Consider the following 21550-nt stretch of genomic DNA (forward strand, 5'->3'; position numbering starts at 1 on the left):
TGCGAGTTAAACACTCTCTCCCGACGTAATCTGATACCCCATATCGAAGACTTTTTCTTCTTGCGTTTCGCCTTTCAGGCGCGCAATTAATAGTTCTGCGCTCTTTACACCAATTTGGAAACGCGGCGTATCAACGCTGGTCAGTTTCGGGCTGATGGTTTGACCGATATCCAGCGCGTTATAGCCCGCCACTGCCAATTGCTGTGGAACTTGAATGCCACGTTGCTGCGCACTCAACATGGTGCCAATTGCGATGTCATCGTTGGTACAGAACACCCCATCGAGCGTTGGGTGCGTTTCCAGTGCGCGTTCGAGCAAATCATGTGCTAAAGAAAAACTAGAATGATCACCAGTTAATACATGTTTGGGTTCTAGCCCTGCTTCTGTCATCGCGCGATCGTAACCTTGCATCCGCAATTTGGTTCGCGTATCCAGACGCGCGCCAAAATAGACGATTGTACGCTTCCCCGTATCTAGCATCTGCTTAACCACGGTGTACGACGCATCCTCATGATCGAGTCCAACCGCCATATCAATCGGCTCCGATGGCAGTTCCATGGTTTCGACCACCGGAATGCCCGCATTTTTGATCATCTGTAATGTACGCGGCGTGTGATGGCTTTCAGTTAGAATAAGCCCATCGACTTGATAAGAGAGTAATGACGCGATCTTGCGCTCTTCTTCAAGCTCATCGTAGCTAAAATGCGCTAAAAGCGTCTCATAGCCATTGGCTTTGGTCACCATCTCTATGCCCTGAACAAAGGAAGCAAAAATTTGGTTGGACAAAGACGGCAGTAAAATACCAATGGCTTTACTGGAGGACTTTGACAACATCGCCGGTGCACGGTTTTCGATGTAACCCATCTCTTCAATCGCAGTCGCAATCTTGGCCCGAGTCTTTTCTGCCACCGATTCGGGGTTACGCATATAGCGTGAAACGGTCATTTTCGTGACGCCAACCTGGTCTGCGACATCCTGCAATGTCGTACGAGTTTTCTTATTCTGTTGAGCCATAAATATGTGATTTATCAGTAATGTTACAAGTAACATTATGACGAATAGACTCTCTGCCGACAAGCTCAGTGAAAATAATTCGCAAAATCATGACGTTATTACTCCACTAGCCATCAAATTGCGTTTCATGGATTGTGAATCAAAACCGAATAAATAAATGACATTTATATCAAAGTTCTTATAAAATGCCGTACCTAAAAGAATAAGACATTAGTCACAGTGCAGTTAGGCTCTAGCGAAACCCAGATTTACTACCACCTGCTTGATCTGGACGACTCCCAAAAGCAGCAATACCTCCAAGCATTGCAACGAAGTCAACCTGAGCTGTATCGACAACTCGTTCCTCTTTTAGCCAACGAGACACCGGAAGAACAACTAACGCAGTTACTTTATTTTGGTGCTCATCAGGCAACGAACCAAGACGTCGATCTAAGCGGAGAAATCATCAGTAAGTACCGCCTAACTCATGAGTTGGGGCGTGGTGGCATGGGTGTCGTATACGCAGCTCTACGTGCAGATGAAACGTTCGAGCAAGATCTGGCTATCAAGTTTATTCAAAGCAATTTGAGCAATGTGTTAGGGCAACGCGCACTCTTCGATGAAGCTCAACTTCTCGCGCGTCTAAACCATCCTTACATCGCGAAAGTGTTTGACGGCGGTCTCCATCAAGATTCGGTTTACATCGTGATGGAGCGGGTGTTTGGTCAAACTTTGGATGAGTACCTATCTGAAAATAAGCTAGAAAAAACGGAGAAGCTGCTGCTGTTTAAGCAGATCTGTCAGGCGATGGAGCACGCCCATCAGCACCAGGTTTTGCATGCCGATCTAAAACCAGAAAATATACTGATTGATCGTAGCAAGCGTCCCAAGCTGCTTGACTTCAACTTGACTCAAAAAGCGCACTCCAACCGAGAAGATTCACCCTCAGCGCTGATTGCGTTTAGCCAAAATTTTGCCAGCCCAGAGCAGCAAGCAGGACAGGTTCTAACAGAGCAAAGCGACGTGTACTCCTTAGGCAAAATTCTCGCTTTGATGTTTCCATCACCAACAATTTGGTCTGATGTTTACTGGGTGATAAGACGCGCAACGCGTCCTGCCACTCAAATGCGATATATCAATGTTCGAGCATTGCGCATTGATATCGAACGAATTATCGAACGCCGTCCAATCGAGCAGAAAAAAAACTGGCCATTGTATAGCGCCTTTCGCTTGGTACAACGACGTCCCCTTGCTTCGGTATTGTCAGGCATCATTGTGCTCTCTGGTGTGTTATTTGGCAGCGCCATGATGCAAAAGAATATCCAGCTGCAACAAGAGAAGAAGATTGCAGAAGATATGATGTACGAAATGACTCGCCTCATCTTCCACGCGAAGGGGCAAAATGTCGAACATCTCTCAGTGAACTCCATGATGGAGTTAACACGAAGGCGGATACTCTCTAACCCAGATATCCCCAAACATATAAAACAAAAAATGTTGTTGGCGATGATGACACCGGTGCCAGAGAAGCACCTAACTACACCAATGAGTTGTCAGCCAAATTGTGCGTCTAAGGACAGCACCAACCAATAAGGCTTAAAACAAGATGTATACTCGTTCAGTGGTATTTTGGCTGTCTGCATTGACGGCTACGTCCACGTTGGCAGCAGACGTTTCAGCTGCCACTTCACACCCACCAGCTTCAACCTTGAAGCAAGGCTACTTTATCGACGCCCCAGTGACTGGCCTGTATTACAAAACCAGTTCCAATATCACTGGCGTCACTCAGCAAGGAGCATTTCATTACCAACCCGGTGATGTAATTAGCTTCTTCCTTGGTAACGATGATAAAGGTTATCTGCTGACGACCTTATCAAGCCAAGAAGTGCTGACGCCGACGATGGCGACAACCAAACCTAGCCGCAGCATCAATATGACGCGTCTGCTGCTTTCTCTCGACAGCACGCCTGAGAATCGTGAGGAAATTGTCCTAGCAAACCGTGTGCTGTCTGATCCTCACTTTCAAAGCCAGCTCAAAGGCCTTGATCTCAATTACCTGGATGACGCTAAACGCTACCTCAATCTCGATTGGGTATCTGTCAATGAGGCGATTGAGCACCTAAACGAAAGCCAGCAGTACATTGAAAAAAACTTTTCCTCTGATGAGATCATTTTTGAACCTCGCGACATGACGTTCAAAAACATCGTCATCAAAAAGAAGGATTGGCAAGGCCGCGCTTGTGCTTACGATCTACGCTATCAGCATCATCCCAAATATCATCCTCCTATTGGTGAAACTCGATTCACTATCACCAAAGACTCATTGATTGAACACCCAAGCATTGGCGATCATTTTCAAGGCTGCTTCCTCTCGATGAAGCGCCCTATCACGGAAGATGTCGTCGAACCGATAAGCAAGTTTGCGGATTGGTTTAATATCGTTGGTTGTTCAATCACAGGGTGCACCCGCAACGACTTGAATGGCTTCTCTCTCGAAGACTTCGATGATGAAGGCGACTGGAAGTACCGCTCCGTTGCCCTCAATTTTGATCCGAGCACCGTGTTATTGATGGAAAAAGTACAAGGTCTCGGGCGTAAAAAAAACATCCAACACAATAACCGCACAGAAATGCTCTGGTTTACGTATCCCAATACTAGCGAACACGACATTGACTACCTCGGCGTGTGGCAGCAAACCGAATACCACCAACAGTCCATGACACAATCGTGCCTATTGATGCGCCATCAACAAGTCATGCGACTGCCGAAAAATACGGACACCTGCCCAACCGATACAAGCCTGTACACCCAAGATGTTACCCGCGAATTTGCCGACATGTGGTGGGTCAACAATAGCGCCCCCAAAGCCGAACTCGCGCAAATGAACGTCATGGTACGTTGGTCAACAACCCCATCCGAAATCAATTACACCACCTGGGAATACTTGCCAGCTGGTGCAACTTGGGAGCAAGGCATTTTATATCGCTATCAACAAAATGTTCTGCGCAACCAAGACGGTTCCGATCGCATTGAAACCCACACCATTTCTGAATTTGTCAAAGTGAGCGAGGATGTATAACCATGGCAACAGCAGTAGCACTGACACAAATCATTCAACAATGGCAATCTGGTGATAAACGAGCTGAGAGCGAACTCTATCAGTTTGCTTATTTACAGTTGCGTAAGATCGCCCAACACGAGCGTGAACGAAATGCAGAAAAGTACGGCACCGACAACAAAGTACTGGCAGACAGCGTCAACAGCACCACAGCATTAATTCATGATGCTTACCTGAAAATGTCCAACTGCGACATGAGTGAAATTGAAACAAAGCGCGATTTCTTTTTGATGGCCGCCAAAGTGATGCGTCAAATCTTGATCGACAACGCACGCTCGCACCAAGCACAAAAGCGTCAACACATTACATTGATGAGAGATGAAGAAGATCGTTTCGAGCAATTGATTATCATGGATAAAGCTCTGGATAGTTTCAGTAGCCGCTATCCACGCCAATCGAGCGCACTCAAACTCAAGTATTTAATGGGCATGAAAAACCAAGAAATCAGTGAGCTACTCGAGTGCAGCGCAAGCCTGATAGAGAAAGACCTCAAATTCTCTCGCAGTTGGCTACAATCACGAATGGCGCACACGTAATCATGAACAAAAAGCTTTGGATAATCGGCACAGTATGCGTCGGTTTGTTCGGTATTTACTTCATTTCAAACAAACACAATTTGGCATCTGTGAAAGACTCGTCAGACAACGCCGACAAGTCAACCCAGCAAGCACATCGTCAATATGAGCGCACATCTTTAGTTGAAGTAAAGCAAGCGTTGACAGGTTCTGCGTTGGATCGCACTCCTAAAAAAACGGGAGATGACGCATTTAACTCCGCCCTTTTAGGACAACCAGGCCCTGTTACGAATCCATTTCATACCACAGAAGACAACACGTTTTACGAGTCAGCATTGGGTGATAAGAACAGCCGACCACAAGAGGACCCATCAGAGAATAATAAACCCATCATCAACCTCACTGTGGAACAGCAGCTACAAACCATTATTTATGCTTGGGAGCTGAAACAAAACTCTCCGGTGAGTTATTCGCTCAACCTTAACCAGCTTTTTGAAGACCCAGATGGCGATCTCCTCACCACTCAGATTTGGCTTGAAAACGCCAATGGGTTAAGAGTCCTCAACCAAGGACAAATGATGGTGCAAGGAGCGCCTGAGGAAATAAAAACCACCACATATTTGGCGGTAGCAGCGCGCGATGATTATCACGGTAATAGCGATCATGCATGGGTCACAACGCGCTTTGAGTTACCCGTTATCACACCCGATCAAAATGACACAGAACACCCGTTAGTTGGCGATGTAGTTTATCGCCTAGAGACGACACAAAATCTTGCAGGTATCGCGTACGCGTATGAAGTGGTGTATTGCGAGGCCTTTCAGTTTGAGGGGGGCGAAGTAAGTTATGCCGCCTCACACAACAAACGCCAGTGTCCTGAAAAGGGAGACTTGAAAAAAGTGGGCAAGTACAAAATCAGTGATGACTCGTTGATCGTTTATGTCCAAGGTGTACGCCAAATTTGGACCATCAAAAAAGAATACCCATCTCAGGTTCATGAAGATACTCGGAACTACTTCACCACCGTGTTTGATGGTAAACAATTCGAAAGCTATACCATGCAAAAGAACAAGCAGTCCATGGAAAAGCGCATCAATGCACCGACAGGACGATATCTGCATCAAATCTCCTTTTTTGATTATTTGCTACCTCTCCCAAGTGGGGGGTATCTGGTTGCTGAAGTTGGCAATTATATTTATCACTATGGTACTCAAGTCATTGGTCCTCATGGTGAAAGCATCGAATCCGATTTCAATTTACACACTTATGGTCCTAACCTGTATTGTAGCGATGTCGCCATTTGGTATCACAGCCATGTCATTGCTGGTCAAGGAGACTATCAAATCGACATCATATCAGACCCTAACCCAGACGATCCGACTTACCAAATTGATTGCCACGAGTTCATCAGCACCCCCGCTACTGGACAACAATCGTTATCGTTTGATCTTAACTATTCCCCTTACGACGAGCTACTTGATGGCGAGGTGTATAGCTACATTTTACGTCCAAAACCTGAGCTCGCTGATCGCGTTGAGGAATTTAAGATCAACATGATTTATCACGCCCCTGTCCTTAGCGACACCCAATAAACCTTTTTTACAGGTGGTTATTTTAACAAAACAATCATTTCCAAAATAAAACTGGAACCGTGATCAAATTATAAATTTTCTATCATAGACAAAAAATAGAAATAAATTTTACGGGTTTTGTGCGGATTTTCGTGTCTTGAACCTAAGCTCAATAGTCATTAAAAAGACACCACTCTCTTATATCTCACTAGTGAGATATAAAGAAAAAAAGAATAAAAAAGCGACTTTCTCATTCGGAAACGAAACAAGGACAAATAAATAATGAATAAGGTGAGTTTACTAGCAGCGTCAGTGGCTATCGCTCTTACAGGCTGTGGCGGTTCAGATGGTGGTTCAAACAGTGCTAACGACGGCGTTGTGATCACAGGTTTTGACGGCTACTTCAAGCATGCCGTTGTTTTTGAAGATACGAACAACAACGGCCAATGGGACACTCAAGAAACATTCCTTGGTCTGACCGATGAGAAAGGTCAACTGAAATTGGATGCAAAACCAGAAAGCACTCTAGCGCTACAGACCATCACACCAAACGGTTCAAAGCAGAAACAGCTCATCGCCTTGGATGCGAAAGAGTACGCTGGCAAATACACGGTTGATATGGATCATCCAGGCCAAGCTATGGCGCACGAAATCGTATTCCGTGCACCAACATCGTCAAACGTGATTTCACCTATCACGGATCTTGTGGCGATTGAAATGGCAAAAGATCCAGCCATTAGTGAAGAAGATGCGAAAGCGAAAGTAAACCAAGCGCTAGGAGGCTCAGAAGAAGCACCAATTGATCTGTACAGTGATTTTGTTGAAGGTGCGACAAAAAACGCCGAACTACATAAAACCGCTCAGATTCTGACCGACTCGAAAGCACAAAACCCAACGAACTACGAGAAAAAAGCCACGGAGTTTGCTCAAGCGGCAAACCAAGAAGTGGAACGTCTTGTTGCATCTGGCGAAAACATCAATGACCCAAATCTACGTCCAATCATCACTGACGCGACCCCAGACAGCGACACCTTAGCACCTGAAACGGCAGTTAATAACAAGCTAACCGTAAACAAAATCGTCGAAAAGGCAGCTAAAGATAAGCTAGAAAAACTACCAAAAATCGTACAAGGCGTGGACTTTGATGGCTTAGAGCTAGACATTGAAGGTCTATTTGCAGACAAAGACCAAAACCTTGTGACAACCAAACTGACGCACAACTTTGCAGGCACAGGCATTGAAGTTGTGCAAACTGGCAACCTGATTGTTCTACATCCAACTGCAATCGTAGAGAAAGCTGGTGATTTTGAGATTGTTCTAACGGCGCAAGACATTGATTCGTCAGGTAAGGTTTTGGGTACGGTAAGCACCGTATTTCAGTTCGAAATCGAATCGGCAAACTTACCACCAATGGTTGTAGAAACAGAACAAGCGCGTCTGCAGTCCATCGTTGATGGTTGGTACCTACAACAAGGTGAAGTGTTTGAACAAACACTCGATATTTCTGGTTTGTTCCAAGATAAAGACGGTCAAATTACCGACTACTCAGCGGACTATGTAGACATTGAAGGTCTAACAGTATCTGAGGATGGTAATGCAATTATCACCATTAAAGGCACACCAACAAAAGCAGGTGAAGCTGGAGCAGTACTTGCGATTAGCGCAACAGATGGCCATACCGCGGTACAAATTGCGCTCAGCATGCCAACGGTTATCGAAGGCGTCACGCCACCACCAGTAGTACCGACTTTGGGCTTCACTCACGAGCACTTCAACGGTCAAGAATGGAAAATGGGTAGCTTTGCACAGAAAGATGGTGAAATTGGCTACGCCATGTTGATGCAAGATTCTGAAGGCCTACTATTCTGCTGGGGTTCAAACCACGATGAGATGAATCAAGAATACAAAGCGAACATCAGTGACTTCCTAAAAGACACATGGGAACACGATGCTTACGCCATTCTTGCCGATCTGGACCAACAAACTGGTTACACGGAATACAACAATAAAGACTGTAACGACGTTGAGCTGAAAGACGGTAAGCTATACAACAGCTACGGCGACGAGTATGAAATGTTGTACCAGCACAAAACCGAGCATAACGGCACTCAAATGATCGTTAAAATCTCAGATGATGAGCTGTTCTGGATGGACTCAAGCAATACCCCATTTGCAGAATCACTTTCGGTTGCAGAACACATCAAACACGGCACGGTAGAGCATGACTTGATGGTAGAAAGTAATGGCACAGGCGACGACACAGTCCTGAAATACTCGTCAGGTGCGTACGAATACGACACTGATACTTACAACTACACTTCGTTCATGCCAACAGGATTCCAAACTCCAGGTAATTGGGAAATCCAGAATGATGAAGACCGTGAACTGCTGATTCTAGAAGAAACAGGCTCAGAGTCAGATTACAAAACTCGTCATCGTTACATCAACCGCGATTTTGGTGACTTTTATATTGGTATTCGTTGGAGTAAAGAACAAAACGGTCATGAATCCGCACCGGAATATGGTCTGTACTCTAACAGCAAAGAAGCCATGACAAGCATCGCGAGTTCACTACCGATTTTGGAGCCTGGTGATGATGACTAAAGCAACCATCGTTAACCCTTGCTGTGATAGCGTGCATTTGCGTAGAAGACGCAGAACACTTTGGGAACGATTGGTCGGCATCAAAGAAGTGTATATCTGCTCTAACTGTCACAAAGAAACGCCACTCAAATAGCGATAATATTTGAGACCGCAAAAAAGCCCCGAACTCGGGGCTTTCTTCTATATTTTGACCACAATATCTGAGTCGTTATTTCACGCACACCACGTTCAATAATGAGGTCCCGGTGAGCTGATTGGGCTCACGATCGGCGAACAAACCTTTCTTATCTTTGCCCCAATACGGCAGTTGCAGTGGCCATTGATTTTTTTCCATCACCCCAGACGCCCTCAGCGCTTTAAACTCTGCAGGGTTAGCTAAGTTCATACCCAGGTGCTGACATACTTTGTGCGAGTTTTCGTAGTTGAGGCGGTTCCACGGCTTACCATGTTCCATGTAAAACTGATTATGGTGATCGAGTAAATATGGGACCACGTACGTTTTGCCCTGTACTGAAGTTCTCAACCGAACTTCAATGTCATCATTTCCAGTGACAATTGGCTTCGCTTTGGTCTTAGCAACAGGCGTAGACGAAGAGCTATCATGTGAACTTTTTGCCTTGGTATCTGGCTTCTCTGCCCGCGCTTTAAAGGCGTCGGTATCAGCTCGCACAGCAGGAACTGGCGCGGGTTTCGGGGTCACCGTCGGTGTTGGCTTAACCGAAGATGCGGCTGATTTCGACGATACAGTAGATTTAGGTGTAGGTGGTGTTACTGGTTGTTTCGTCCCTTTCCCAACCACTCGGATGAACGCCTCTTTGTAATTCGACAAGGTTTTGACTCCTCGTAAGTCATCCCTCGCATCAGACAATGCCTTGTAAGGTCCAATCAAACAGCGATAGCCTTTGGATTCAGGCTTCATCCATACGTCAGTCGTGATTTTACTATAGAGAGGCTTAGCTTTCGCGAGAGACATAGGCTTGGGTAGCAATCCGCATTGAATCCAGTAAAGGTAGTTGCCCCCCTGCGGCACTTTCTTTCCCCATACTCCGTTACCAATTGGGCACGTTTTCTCAAGCATCGGTAATTCTTTCTCGCTAGCTTGAGTGGCTTGGCAAAGGAACTCCTCCGCCTCAACTGGATTAGAAAACTGGGCGCATACCAGCAACAAACCCAAAGCCAGGCTTGCTTGGAAGACGTTAGATGGGCGTTGGGCCTTCTTCATTTCCATACACTTCACTCTAAATTAGTGGGTAAGGTCATCATGGCGGAAAAGCGCCAAAAAAATGTGAACAAAGAATAACTAGCAAAAAAAGAGCCGGAATTTGCATCCGGCTCTCAGTTTAGGAAGGAATTAAGTGAATTTACAACGCTTGGTGGGAAAATTCTTATCCTTTGTACAGTTTCGGGTTGAATACATCACGCAGCCAGTCGCCCAACAGGTTGATAACCAAAACCAATGTTACTAGCACGATGCCAGGGAAAGCAGTAATCCACCATGCACCAGAGAAGATGTAGTTAAAGCCGATGCTGATTAGCGCACCCAGTGACGGCTGATCGACTGGCAGACCCAAACCTAGGAATGACAGCGCCGCTTCCGACATGATCGCGTTCGCTACCTGTACCGTCGAGATAACCAAGATTGGTGATAGACAGTTTGGCAGAATGTGACGGAACATGATTCGCGGAGCTTTAAAGCCCATCACACGCGCCGCTTCGACGTATTCTTTCTTCTTCTCTGCCAATACCGAGGCACGAATAGTCCGTGCGTATTGCGGCCATTCTGCCACACCGATGATCACCACCAGCATGACCACCGCATATTGGCTGTAAAAATCACTGCCAAAGCTGGCTTTAAAGATTGCAGAGACGATGATCGCCACCATCATGGTCGAGAACGATAGTTGAACATCCGCAAAGCGCATCAAGAAGCTATCGATACGACCACCGAAGTAACCCGCCGACAAACCAATGATGATACCCAGAATCAACTGAAGACCGACGGCTAAAAAGCCGATCGTCAAAGACAAACGAGAACCGTAAAGAATGGTCGATAAAATATCGCGACCTTGCTCGTCAGTACCCAACACAAAGCGCTCATCGCCATCTTCCATCCACGAAGGTGGCAACTCAGAATCCATGATGTCGATAGACGTCAGATCGTACGGGTCTGTTGGCGCAAGAATCGGTGCAGCCAATGCCAATACTAAGAACATCATAAAGACGGTAAAACTCGCCATCGCCACTTTGTCGCGTTTGAAGTAATACAGAAAATCTGACTCTTTGAAACGCTGCCACGCTGATGGAGCAGGAGCTGGTGTTAAATTTGATTGGCTCATGATTAAGCTCCTTTTCCAGTTAGGTTCACAGTTGGGTTGATGATGCCGTACAGCAAGTCAACGATGGTATTGGTTACCACGAAGATCAGACCAACAAAGATAACGTAGGCAGTGATCAGCGGTGTATCTACACGGTTGATTGCCTCTAGGAAAAGGAAGCCAGTGCCCGGCCATTGGAACACGGTTTCAGTAAGAATGGTGTAGGCAACCATGGTACCAATCTGCACACCACCTACTGTCAATACTGGCAGCATGGTGTTCTTAAGTGCATGTTGGTAATAAATCTTTTGTAAGTTCAAACCTTTTGCTTTGGCGAACTTAATGTATTCCGAACTCAGAACTTCCAGCATTTCTGAACGCACCAAGCGGATGAACAACGGCAACATGATAGACGCTAGCGCAATACAAGGTAGGATGAGGTGCTTGATACCATCAATGGTAAAGAAGCCAGATTCCCAACCGAGTACGTTAGCGGTTTCACCTCGCCCATAGGAAGGCAACCAACCGAGTTCTATTGAAAAGACATACATCAGCATGATTGCGGTTAAGAACACCGGAATCGAGATGCCGACACTGCTCATCGCCATGACAAATTTGGTAAAAACACTCTTAGGATGAATCGCAGAGTACACCCCAAGCGGAATAGAGAAAACAATGATGATAAGCGTCGCGCCAAACACGAGCTCTAATGTAGCTACCAGCTTGTCGAGAATCACCTCAACCGCAGGTCGCTTGAAAAAATATGAGGTACCCAAATCACCTTGCAGTGCATTACCCACAAAGCGCGTGTACTTTGTGATAAAGGGATCGTTCAGGCCCAAGTCGTCGCGTAGCGCTTGACGCTCCGATTCCGAAACCGACTGACCTACAAGCTCACGCAGCGGATCACCCAGGTTGTCCTGAATGGCAAACGCCACCAAACTGATCACAAACATCACTATCAGTGCCTGAAACAGGCGCTTGACCAGAAACGAAAACATTCCTTGCCCCTTAACTATCCATAGATCTCTAAATTAGAGAGAAAATTCAGTCTAAATAACCAACTCAATCCGACTGAAACAAAACTGAGTCGAGTGCTTTAAGTTGAGGAGGGAAATCCATCCCTCCTCAAAGTCGACTAACCGTGATTATTCAACCACTAGGTCACCGAAGTAAGGCATTACCATTGGGTTAACGATGTCTGCCGCTTTCACGTTAGACTTCGCACCCCACGCTTCACTTTGCCAGTGTAGCGGTACGAATGCTGCGTCGTTGTATAGTGTCGCTTCTACACCTTTCAGCATTTCTGCACGTTTCGCAGGATCCGTTTCTACGTTCGCAGCTTCAACCACTTTGTCCATTTCTGGGTTTGAGTAGTAACCACAGTTGTACTGACCACGGCCCGTTTCTTCGTTACGAGTCATGGTTAGGAACTCGTTGAAGTTCGCCGAATCTTCCGTATCTGAGTGCCAACCGATCATCAGCATGTCTGCCGCACACTTGTCGAACTCTGGCCAGTATTGCGCTTTTGGCATGGTCTTCAGATCAACCTTGATACCGATCTTAGACAACATTGCCGCCGCCGCTTGTGCTACTTTCGCATCATTCACGTAACGGTTGTTTGGTGCGATCATCGTTAGCGTCAGGCCGTTTTCGTAACCCGCTTCTTTCATCAGTTCTTTCGCTTTCTTCAAATCGTAGCGAGGAACCAGTTTGTCATCGTGACCCACGTAACCTGCCGGGCTTTGCTGACCAGCGGCCGTTGCGAAACCTTTCATGATTTTCTTCACGATACCTTCGTTATTGATTGCGTGAACAATCGCTTGGCGAACGCGAACGTCTTTCAATGCTTCGTTGCTGTTTTGGTTTAGTTGGAACGTGATGATACGAGTACCAGGTAGCGTAACTAGGTCGATGCCATCAGCATCTTCAACGCGTTTGTGGTCGTTTGGCGCTACAGGGTGAATCATGTCAACACCGCCAGAAAGCAGCGCTGCTACACGAGTTGCGTCTTCTTTAATTGGCACAAGCGTTAGCTTATCAACGTTACCTTTCGACTCTTTGTCCCAGTAATCTTTAAAGCGTTCAAATTCCACTTTTACGCCCTGTTCACGAGAAGTCACAATGAATGGACCCGTGCCAGAAACGTTAGTCGATGCGAATGAATTACCGTGCTTCACTAGCTCAGACTTATCTTTGCCGTCCGCAGTTTTGCCAGTGTAGAACTTGCTGTCCATTGGGAAAATGTACGTTGCGGTTTGCAGCACTAGTGGGTAAGGACCTTTAGTTACAAGATCGAACGTGTTGTCGTCAACTTTGACGATTTTCTCGTACGGGTCGAAGATGTTTTTAAAGTCAGGAGAGCTTTGTAAACGCTGGAACGTCCACACGACGTCGTCAGCCGTTAGAGTATTGCCAGAATGGAATTTCACACCTTCACGCAGTTTGAAACGAACAGTCGTATCGTTAATGCGTTCCCAGCTTTCTGCTAGGCGAGGCTCGAAGTCCATTTTTTGAGTAAAGCGAACCAACGGATCAAATACCATGTGTGACATTTGCAGTGTGCCACCTGATAGCTGCTCATGTGGGTCAAGCGATACTGGGTCAGCTGCATAGCCAACTTTGATATCTGCTGCCATTGCGTTAAAGCTTAGGCCCGCAGCCATTAGCGCCACTGCTAATTTGCTTTTCATGGTTTTCATTTGCATAACTCCTTCATGCGGGGATACGGATCCCTTGTTGTTGTGTTTGCGTCTTTGTTATGACTAAAGGTTAGCCAAGCGAATTGCTTGGTTTATGCCGTTTCGATCTCTTCTCGCAAGCCAGTAAACTCCGGCATCAGAGAAATCAATTTTTTGCTGTATTCGTGTTGAGGTGCCGTGAATAACTGTTCTGTTGGGGCCACTTCTAAAAGTGTACCCATTTGCATCACACCTACTCGGTCACACATCTGACGAATAACAGGTAAATCGTGGCTGATAAACAACATAGTCAAGTTCAGCTCACTTTGCAGATCTTTCAGCAAGTTTAGAATTTGTGCCTGTACCGATACGTCCAGTGCTGAGGTCGGTTCATCACAAATCAAAAGTCGAGGACGAGTCGCCAACGCACGCGCAATAGAAATACGCTGACGCTGACCACCGGAGAATTCATGAGGGTACTTAAGCCCAGCCATTCGACCCAAACCAACATGATCCAATAGGTCATTCACGATTTGGCGAGTTTCCGACTCGTTTTTCGTCAATTTATGGAAACGGATTGGCTCAGCAATAATATCGAATACCTTCATACGAGGGTTCATTGAAGTATATGGGTTTTGGAACACCATCTGCATTTGACGACGCATCGGGCGGCGCTCTTTCTCAGAGGTTAAAGCGGTCAGGTCAATGCCCTCGAATTTCACCTGACCAGAGTTAGGTTGGTATAAACCAGCAATCACACGTGCAATGGTCGATTTACCTGAACCAGACTCGCCCACCAAACCAAAGGTTTCGCCTTCGTGCACTTCAAAACTCACATTATTAGATGCTTGCACGTATTCTCGGCGGCTCTCGAACAAAGAGTCTTTGGTCACAAAGCGAAGATTGACGTTCTTCACGTCCAAAAGCGGGCCAGTGTACTCACGCTCATCTTGGCTTTGTCCTAACCAGTGGTTCTTGATATCGAGTGGCTCCATTTCCGCTGCTTCTTCGATATAGCTTACTAACGGGAAACGATCTAGCTTTCTGTCTGAACGTGGTACCGCTGAAATTAGACTGCGAGTATAAGAGTGATCAGGATCGCCCAATACTTTGGCTGTTGGTCCAAACTCCACTAAGTCACCACGATACATTACCGCCACGCGATCGGTGACGTTGGAGACGACACCCATATCGTGAGTAACCAACATACAGCCGACATTGTTCTTGATACACAGCTCGCGGATCAAGTTGAGGATTTGGTCTTGGATAGAAACGTCTAACGCCGTAGTTGGTTCGTCCGCAATGATGAGATCAGGCTCACCAGCCAAAGCAATGGCAATGACAACACGCTGACGCATACCACCAGAGAATTGGTGCGGGTACTGTTTTAAGCGGTTTTCTGGTTGCGGAATACCAACCTGCTGCATAAGAGAAAGCGCGCGCTGATACGCCTCTTCATCAGAGACCTTCATGTTGGCGTGGATCGTCTCTTTCAGCTGTTGCTCAACAGTAAAAAGTGGATTGAGCGAGGTCATCGGATCTTGGAAAATAAAACCTATTTTCGAGCCGCGAACCTTACGCATCGCTTCTGGTGATAGGCCAGAAATTTTTTCTCCATCCAAGAATACATCACCGCTAGCAACGCGACCTGGGGGACTAAGCAAATCGATAACAGCGTTACCAACGGTGGATTTACCCGCACCTGATTCGCCAACAACACCCACGATTTCACCACGTTCAATATGAAAAGAAAGTGACTTCACGGCAGCGTGAACGCCGTGTCGGGATGGGTATTCAATACGAAGGTTTTTCACTTCTAATAGTGACATTTCAGACCTCTACTGCCTTGTCTGTGGTATCGAATCATGCCAAAGGCACCATTCATCACCTGAATGAATCCGTTCAAATTCAGAATAATACTCTGAAATCTTAATGCGGAAATAATTTGGCAAAAATCACACAAAAAAGCAACAATTAAAGTATATTCCGCCGAAAAAACATTAAATAAACGCACAATTAGCGAATAAAAATGCATTAACAAGTATTTAACCATTTTCATATCACACTATTTTTGTGCGTCATGCACCAATAAAACTAGAAAAATGCTCTAAAAGTAAACATGAGCTAAACAAGATCATTAACCATATTATTCATGTGCATTTATTAACATTTAACAAACAATATCATATGCAAAAAGTGTTTTTTCAACATAAAAAACTATTAATAAAATAGTCGGCAAATACAAAAAGCCAAACTTAGGAAGAGAAAGGATAGGTCAAAACGTGAACAAAACAGCAAAACCACACAAATCCTGCTCCAACGCAGATTATGCGCCACTTAAGCGGTTTATTGACTAAACAAAGGAAAGTACCGCTATCCTCATTCGTACGTCATAAGAAAACTCGCCGGTTTTAACCCTTTACGACACAATTGAGAGTGGGATAATAGATGAACAGTGTCAAAGCCAAGCCGTAAATAAAAGGAGCCCCTGTGCTTAAAGCGATTTTTTTTGATATGGACGAGACTTTATGTGCAACGTCACAAGCCGATAAAGTTGCAGGACAAGCGTTTACAACTTGGATTCATAAAACCTACCCACAAGTGACTGAGCCAAAAGCTTTTTTGCAGTGCTACTTACAGGGTGTATACAAAAAGCTGAATGCTGAGTTCCCTCACCTTGTGGCTCTGCTACCCGATGAAAATGCCTTCCGTTGTGGCCTGATCCAAAACATCTTGGCGGAGCAAGGCGTCAGCATCACTGCAAAAGAGGCTCAACAAGCTCAAGACTACTTTGACTCTGCACGTATGGGCGCGTTCACTTTCTTCCCTGGTGTAAAAGAAATGCTCAGCGACCTTCGTCAACATTACAAACTCGTCGTGATCACTAACGGCCCGATTTTTTCTCAACACCCTAAATTAAACGCGACACAAATGAGCAACTGGGTGGACCATATTATTGTGGGAGGAGAAGAGCCAGAAGAGAAACCTGCTACAAGTATTTTCCAAAAAGCGCTCGACTTGGTCGAAGTAAAACCAGAAGAGGCTCTACACGTGGGCGACTCTTTACCTGCTGACATTGCTGGCGCTAACAATATGGGCATTTTGAGTGTGTGGGTGAATGCGACAGGCGCAAGTAACTCAACGGATATAACGCCAAGTTTTGAAATCCAAAAAACGGTAGAAGTAAAAGAAATCCTTAAAACACTCGCCCAATAAAAGCAGCGGATTAGAAAACTACAAACCCCCAGACACTGCTCTGGGGTTTATTTTGTCAGCTCGAAAAGCATTTGGATCATAGGTGGTCAAAAGCCCCTAGAGCTGTACACTTTTGGGGAAAATTGAAATGGAATGCCGATTCTTTTCAGGAGAGATGCAAAAAAGCCCCAGTCTTTCGACTGAGGCTCTAAATAGCGGTCGGTGAAGAGCCGAATCCTAACTTCAGGCGAACCCCACTTGGGTTCAAATCCATTGATACATTACCGACTAATACAGTCCAAGCGAGATCATAAACTCTAAAACGACGAAAGCCTGCTAAAAAGCAGGCTTTCTAATAGTGGTCGGTGAAGAGGGATTCGAACCCCCGACCCTCTGGTCCCAAACCAGATGCGCTACCAAGCTGCGCTATTCACCGAACTGTATTTGCTGATTTTCTCAAATCAGACAGGACACTTCAACTAAGAAGTCACCTTAATTAATGGGGTGGCTAACGAGATTCGAACTCGCGACCACCGGAATCACAATCCAGGGCTCTACCAACTGAGCTATAGCCACCATCAATTTTTGCTGTTTACCGCTCTATATAGCCATAAACTAAATAGTGGTCGGTGAAGAGGGATTCGAACCCCCGACCCTCTGGTCCCAAACCAGATGCGCTACCAAGCTGCGCTATTCACCGACGATGTTTTATCTTGATTGAATCAAGATTGGGAGCAATGCTACCGCATTCAATCTAAAAAAGAAAGAATGGGGTGGCTAACGAGACTTGAACTCGCGACAACCGGAATCACAATCCGGGGCTCTACCAACTGAGCTATAGCCACCACTGATTTTTACCGATGTATCCTCCGAGGCAATGGTACGCCCGAAAGGATTCGAACCTTCGACCTTTGGCTCCGGAGGCCAACGCTCTATCCAACTGAGCTACGGGCGCATGCCCTATCGGCGGAGTGGAATAATACGGATATCACACTATGCCGTCTAGTACTTTTTTTACTTTTTTTATCGTTTGGTCTCTTTTTCGACAGTTATCTTCCGTTAAAGTGGATTTTTGATGTGATTCACGCCCTGTCATGGATAACTTGTTGTTTATTGCAACAAGTTATCGGGATATAATCACCCATTATTTACATTGATTTAACAGCTGCAACCAAGTTGTCTAATCATTCTATGCCATTCAGTGGAATTTAATGATTTCTCTGCTCGGCATTAATACTCTAACTATATAAATAGGTAAGTCACTTACCTCGGGAATGTGAAGTGGGTTTAATGGATATGTCTCGACAAATGATTAGCGTTTTGTTCGCTGCCTTAACGTTTTCTACGGCAGCTTTAGCTTCTGACATCAGCCAAACTGAATACGATGCGATCGCAGAACGCATCCAACCTGTCGGTGATGTTTATCTAGCGGGTTCTGAGCCAGTGAAAGAAGAACCAACCGGTCCACGTGATGGCGCCACAGTTTATGGTACTTTTTGTATTGCTTGTCACGCATCTGGTGTAAACGGCGCACCTAAAACAGGTAATGCCGATGATTGGGCACCACGTATTGCACAAGGCAAAGATACGTTAGTGAAGCACGCATTAGAAGGCTTCAATGCGATGCCAGCCAAAGGAACCTGTATGGACTGTTCTGACGATGAAATCATCGCAGCAATTGACCACATGATTGAAGGTCTATAAGTAAAGACATCAACGAAAAAGGCTTGCCAGTTGGCAAGCCTTTTTGTTTTTAGTCAGTGAGAACAAGGTTACTTTACTTCTTGAACATTGCTCGAATATTGGCAATGTGTGCTTGACCTTTCGCCATACGCTCTTCTGCTGATACTGGCTTTTTGTTTACTTCCCATTCAACGTCATCAAATGGCAACTCATCCAAAAAGCGGCTTTGAGTCGGTTTTATCAACTCGCCGAACTGCCGACGCTCTTTGCACATAGTGAAAGTCAGTTCACGTTGCGCTCGAGTAATACCAACGTACATCAGGCGACGCTCTTCTTCCACGTTATCTTCATCAATACTGGTTTGGTGCGGTAAAATACCTTCTTCGGACCCAATTAAGTATACATATGGGAACTCAAGGCCTTTTGATGCGTGCAAGGTCATCAGTTGTACTGCATCACTGTCTTCATCTTCTTCACCGCGCTCCATCATGTCACGCAAGGTCAAACGTTGAACGACTTCTTTTAACGTTTTCTCTTCTTGATCGTAGTTGTCACCCTCTAGGTCCGCCACTATCCATGAATAAAGATCAGAAACGTTCTTCATTCGCATTTCAGCGGCTTTCGGACTTGCTGAAGTTTCGTATAGCCAATCTTCATAATGGATATCACGAACTAGCGAACGAACCGCTTCGACGGTATCACCACGCTCAGCTTGATCAGCAATCGCCACTAGCCATTGGGTGAAACGACGCAGGTTTTCTAGGCCACGTCCCGTTAGGTGCTGTTCGAGCCCCATTTCAAAGCTCGACTCAAACAAGCTCTTGCCTCGCATATTGGCATAACTGCCTAATTTCTCTAACGTTACTGGGCCAATTTCACGTCGCGGAGTGTTCACAATGCGCAAAAATGCATTGTCGTCATCCGGATTAACCAAAACGCGCAAATACGCCATGATGTCTTTAATCTCTGCGCGCGCAAAAAACGAGGTGCCGCCAGAAATTTTATACGGTACACGGTTTTGCATCAGAGACTTTTCAATCAAACGTGATTGGTGGTTACCACGATATAGAATCGCATAATCTTTATATTCGGTACGGTTTAGGAACTTATGCGCAATTAGTTCACCCGTTACGCGCTCTGCTTCGTGCTCTTCATTTTTAGCCAACAACACTTTGAGTTTTTCACCGTCAGGAATTTCAGAGAACAGGGACTTCTCATAGACGTGAGGGTTGTTAGCTATCAAAATGTTGGCCGCACGCAGGATTCGACTCGTTGAACGGTAGTTTTGCTCTAGCTTAATCAAACGCAAATTCGGATAATCTTCACCCAGCAACACGAGGTTCTGAGGTTTCGCACCACGCCATGAATAAATAGACTGATCGTCATCCCCTACAACCGTCAATCGTCCACGTTCTCCGACAATTAATTTGACCAGCTCATACTGACTCGTGTTGGTATCTTGATACTCGTCAACCAGTAGGTAACGGATACGATTCTGCCAACGCTGACGAACGTCTTCATGATTACGTAAGAGTAAAACGGGCATCAAAATTAGGTCATCAAAATCAAGCGCGTTATAGGCTTTCATTTGCTTTTGGTACATATCAAAACAGAACGCAAACAATTGTTGCTGTTCACCTTGCGCACGCGCTTTGGCTTGCTCTGGCGTCAACATGTCGTTTTTCCAGTTGGAAATACAACTCAGAAGCTGACGTAGCAGATCTTTATCACCATCAAGCTGCTTTTCAGTAAGCTCTTTGAGCAGCGCTAGCTGGTCTTGGTCATCAAACAGTGAGAAGCCCGCTTTCAACCCTAAATGCTTGTACTCACGCTTGATGATGTTCAATCCTAAAGTGTGGAATGTTGATACCATCAAACCTTTAGACTCACCTTTCCCTAACGTTTGACCTACACGCTCCTTCATTTCACGTGCCGCTTTGTTGGTAAACGTCACCGCCGCAATGTTACGCGCTTTGTAACCACATTGCTGAACCAGATAAGCGATTTTATTGGTAATAACACGAGTTTTGCCCGAGCCAGCACCAGCTAGCACTAGGCATGGACCAGACACGTATTTCACGGCTTCATCTTGACTAGGGTTCAGCTTCATAGAAATTCTCTGCGGGTGATGAATGTGGCGCCTATGATAAAGGGGTGGCCTCGTGAAAGCTATGCTGATTTCTTGTAATTTTTACACCAATTAAGTGCAATATTCTGTTGCATAAATGGCGGGTATTTAAGCTATAATGAATGAACGTTCATTCACTAAAGGGTGACATTATGAAGGATAACCCTGCTGTAGATAAACGAGAACAAATCTTAGTCGCTGCTGAACAACTCATTGCTGAATCTGGCTTTCAAGGGCTTTCCATGCAAAAGCTCGCCAATGAGGCAGGTGTCGCAGCAGGGACGATTTACCGTTATTTCTCAGATAAAGAACATCTTTTAGAGGAACTACGCCTTAACGTTGCTAAGCGTGTTGCTACTGCGGTGCAACTAGGTGTTAGTGAAGAGATGCCTTTAAAACAGCGTTATCGAACCATGTGGCTCAATATTTGGAATCTAGCGAGCTCGAACTTAAGTGCGATCAGCAACCGAGTCCAATATGAATCTTTACCCTGTTCAAATAGTAGCAAAGCTCGGGAACTTGAGAGACAAATGTTTGCCCAAGTAGATCTTCTTTTTAATCAGGGTAAAGACGAGGGAGTATTCAAGCTTCTCGATAACGAAGTACTTTCTGGATTAAGTTTTGAGGCAAGTGTTGCACTTGCTCGGAAACACGCTTTGGGATTTTATCAACTGGATAAGACGGCATTAGAGGCCGCTATTGAAGCCAGTTGGGATGCAATTATTAAACACTAACTTGGAGTTCTTA

The 21550-nt window shown here is 45.5% G+C and carries 16 protein-coding genes and 5 tRNA genes; 9 read left to right on the forward strand and 12 right to left on the reverse strand.

All coding sequences use genetic code 11. The features are described from left to right. Positions 1-6: 6 nt before the first annotated feature. Complete coding sequence (locus J4N43_RS15285) at positions 7-1014, reverse strand: substrate-binding domain-containing protein (RefSeq protein ID WP_017636149.1); 1008 nt, start codon at positions 1012-1014, stop codon at positions 7-9. 219 nt (positions 1015-1233) lie between these two features. Between J4N43_RS15285 and J4N43_RS15290 the strand changes: the two genes are divergently transcribed. The 6 genes from J4N43_RS15290 to J4N43_RS15315 all read left to right on the forward strand — a co-directional run bounded on the left by J4N43_RS15290 (position 1234) and on the right by J4N43_RS15315 (position 8934). Continuing rightward, the gene (locus J4N43_RS15290) at positions 1234-2586 is read left to right on the forward strand and encodes a serine/threonine-protein kinase (RefSeq protein WP_053349772.1); all 1353 of its coding nucleotides are present in this window, start codon (positions 1234-1236) and stop codon (positions 2584-2586) included. 13 nt (positions 2587-2599) lie between these two features. Further along, positions 2600-4072 (forward strand): hypothetical protein, encoded by a 1473-nt coding sequence (locus tag J4N43_RS15295; RefSeq protein WP_053349773.1) that lies wholly within the window; start codon positions 2600-2602, stop codon positions 4070-4072. 2 nt (positions 4073-4074) lie between these two features. After that, positions 4075-4647, forward strand: coding sequence for a sigma-70 family RNA polymerase sigma factor (locus J4N43_RS15300; protein ID WP_005379118.1), 573 nt, complete (start codon positions 4075-4077; stop codon positions 4645-4647). Between the two features lie 2 nt (positions 4648-4649). Then, positions 4650-6218: a hypothetical protein gene (locus J4N43_RS15305; protein ID WP_053349774.1), complete on the forward strand. Its 1569-nt coding sequence runs from the start codon at positions 4650-4652 to the stop codon at positions 6216-6218. Between the two features lie 261 nt (positions 6219-6479). Continuing rightward, positions 6480-8801 (forward strand): hypothetical protein, encoded by a 2322-nt coding sequence (locus tag J4N43_RS15310; protein ID WP_053349775.1) that lies wholly within the window; start codon positions 6480-6482, stop codon positions 8799-8801. After that, the gene (locus J4N43_RS15315; RefSeq protein ID WP_012841245.1) at positions 8791-8934 is read left to right on the forward strand and encodes a hypothetical protein; all 144 of its coding nucleotides are present in this window, start codon (positions 8791-8793) and stop codon (positions 8932-8934) included. The genes J4N43_RS15310 and J4N43_RS15315 overlap by 11 nt, the downstream gene beginning before the upstream one ends. Positions 8935-9009: 75 nt before the next feature. On the opposite strand, the gene J4N43_RS15320 is transcribed toward J4N43_RS15315, so the two are convergent. From J4N43_RS15320 to J4N43_RS15340, 5 genes are all read right to left on the reverse strand, one after another. Then, complete coding sequence (locus tag J4N43_RS15320) at positions 9010-10029, reverse strand: SPOR domain-containing protein (protein WP_053349776.1); 1020 nt, start codon at positions 10027-10029, stop codon at positions 9010-9012. 157 nt (positions 10030-10186) lie between these two features. Next, positions 10187-11137 carry an ABC transporter permease gene (locus tag J4N43_RS15325; protein WP_005384239.1) on the reverse strand — a complete coding sequence of 317 codons (951 nt, stop codon included), beginning with the start codon at positions 11135-11137 and terminating at the stop codon, positions 10187-10189. Positions 11138-11139: 2 nt separating this feature from the next. After that, complete coding sequence (locus J4N43_RS15330; protein WP_005379110.1) at positions 11140-12117, reverse strand: ABC transporter permease; 978 nt, start codon at positions 12115-12117, stop codon at positions 11140-11142. Positions 12118-12264: 147 nt separating this feature from the next. Next, positions 12265-13818 carry an ABC transporter substrate-binding protein gene (locus tag J4N43_RS15335; RefSeq protein WP_005379109.1) on the reverse strand — a complete coding sequence of 518 codons (1554 nt, stop codon included), beginning with the start codon at positions 13816-13818 and terminating at the stop codon, positions 12265-12267. Positions 13819-13910: 92 nt separating this feature from the next. Beyond that, entirely contained in the window at positions 13911-15626 is a 1716-nt protein-coding gene (locus J4N43_RS15340; RefSeq protein WP_005379108.1) for a dipeptide ABC transporter ATP-binding protein, read from the reverse strand. Positions 15627-16287: 661 nt separating this feature from the next. Here J4N43_RS15340 and J4N43_RS15345 point away from each other — a divergent pair. Continuing rightward, positions 16288-17013: an HAD family hydrolase gene (locus tag J4N43_RS15345; RefSeq protein ID WP_053349777.1), complete on the forward strand. Its 726-nt coding sequence runs from the start codon at positions 16288-16290 to the stop codon at positions 17011-17013. Between the two features lie 338 nt (positions 17014-17351). Here J4N43_RS15345 and J4N43_RS15350 read toward each other — a convergent pair. From J4N43_RS15350 to J4N43_RS15370, 5 genes are all read right to left on the reverse strand, one after another. Next, positions 17352-17428: transfer RNA gene (locus J4N43_RS15350), tRNA-Pro, on the reverse strand. Between the two features lie 64 nt (positions 17429-17492). Beyond that, positions 17493-17568 (reverse strand) — tRNA-His (locus J4N43_RS15355). A gap of 47 nt (positions 17569-17615) precedes the next feature. Further along, positions 17616-17692: transfer RNA gene (locus J4N43_RS15360), tRNA-Pro, on the reverse strand. 69 nt (positions 17693-17761) lie between these two features. After that, a tRNA-His gene (locus J4N43_RS15365) sits at positions 17762-17837 on the reverse strand. A gap of 33 nt (positions 17838-17870) precedes the next feature. Beyond that, positions 17871-17947 (reverse strand) — tRNA-Arg (locus J4N43_RS15370). A gap of 335 nt (positions 17948-18282) precedes the next feature. On the opposite strand from J4N43_RS15370, the gene J4N43_RS15375 reads away from it, so the two are divergent. After that, the gene (locus tag J4N43_RS15375; RefSeq protein ID WP_005384252.1) at positions 18283-18696 is read left to right on the forward strand and encodes a c-type cytochrome; all 414 of its coding nucleotides are present in this window, start codon (positions 18283-18285) and stop codon (positions 18694-18696) included. 73 nt (positions 18697-18769) lie between these two features. Here the strand turns inward: J4N43_RS15375 and rep are convergent, their stop codons facing one another. Beyond that, positions 18770-20785 (reverse strand): DNA helicase Rep, encoded by a 2016-nt coding sequence (rep, locus tag J4N43_RS15380; RefSeq protein ID WP_005379104.1) that lies wholly within the window; start codon positions 20783-20785, stop codon positions 18770-18772. Between the two features lie 170 nt (positions 20786-20955). Between rep and J4N43_RS15385 the strand changes: the two genes are divergently transcribed. Next, positions 20956-21537, forward strand: a complete 582-nt coding sequence (locus J4N43_RS15385; RefSeq protein WP_005384254.1) for a TetR/AcrR family transcriptional regulator — start codon at positions 20956-20958, stop codon at positions 21535-21537. The last annotated feature ends 13 nt before the right edge of the window (positions 21538-21550 follow it).

It is taken from the genome of Vibrio sp. SCSIO 43009, assembly GCF_023716525.1.
GTDB lineage: Bacteria > Pseudomonadota > Gammaproteobacteria > Enterobacterales > Vibrionaceae > Vibrio > Vibrio alginolyticus.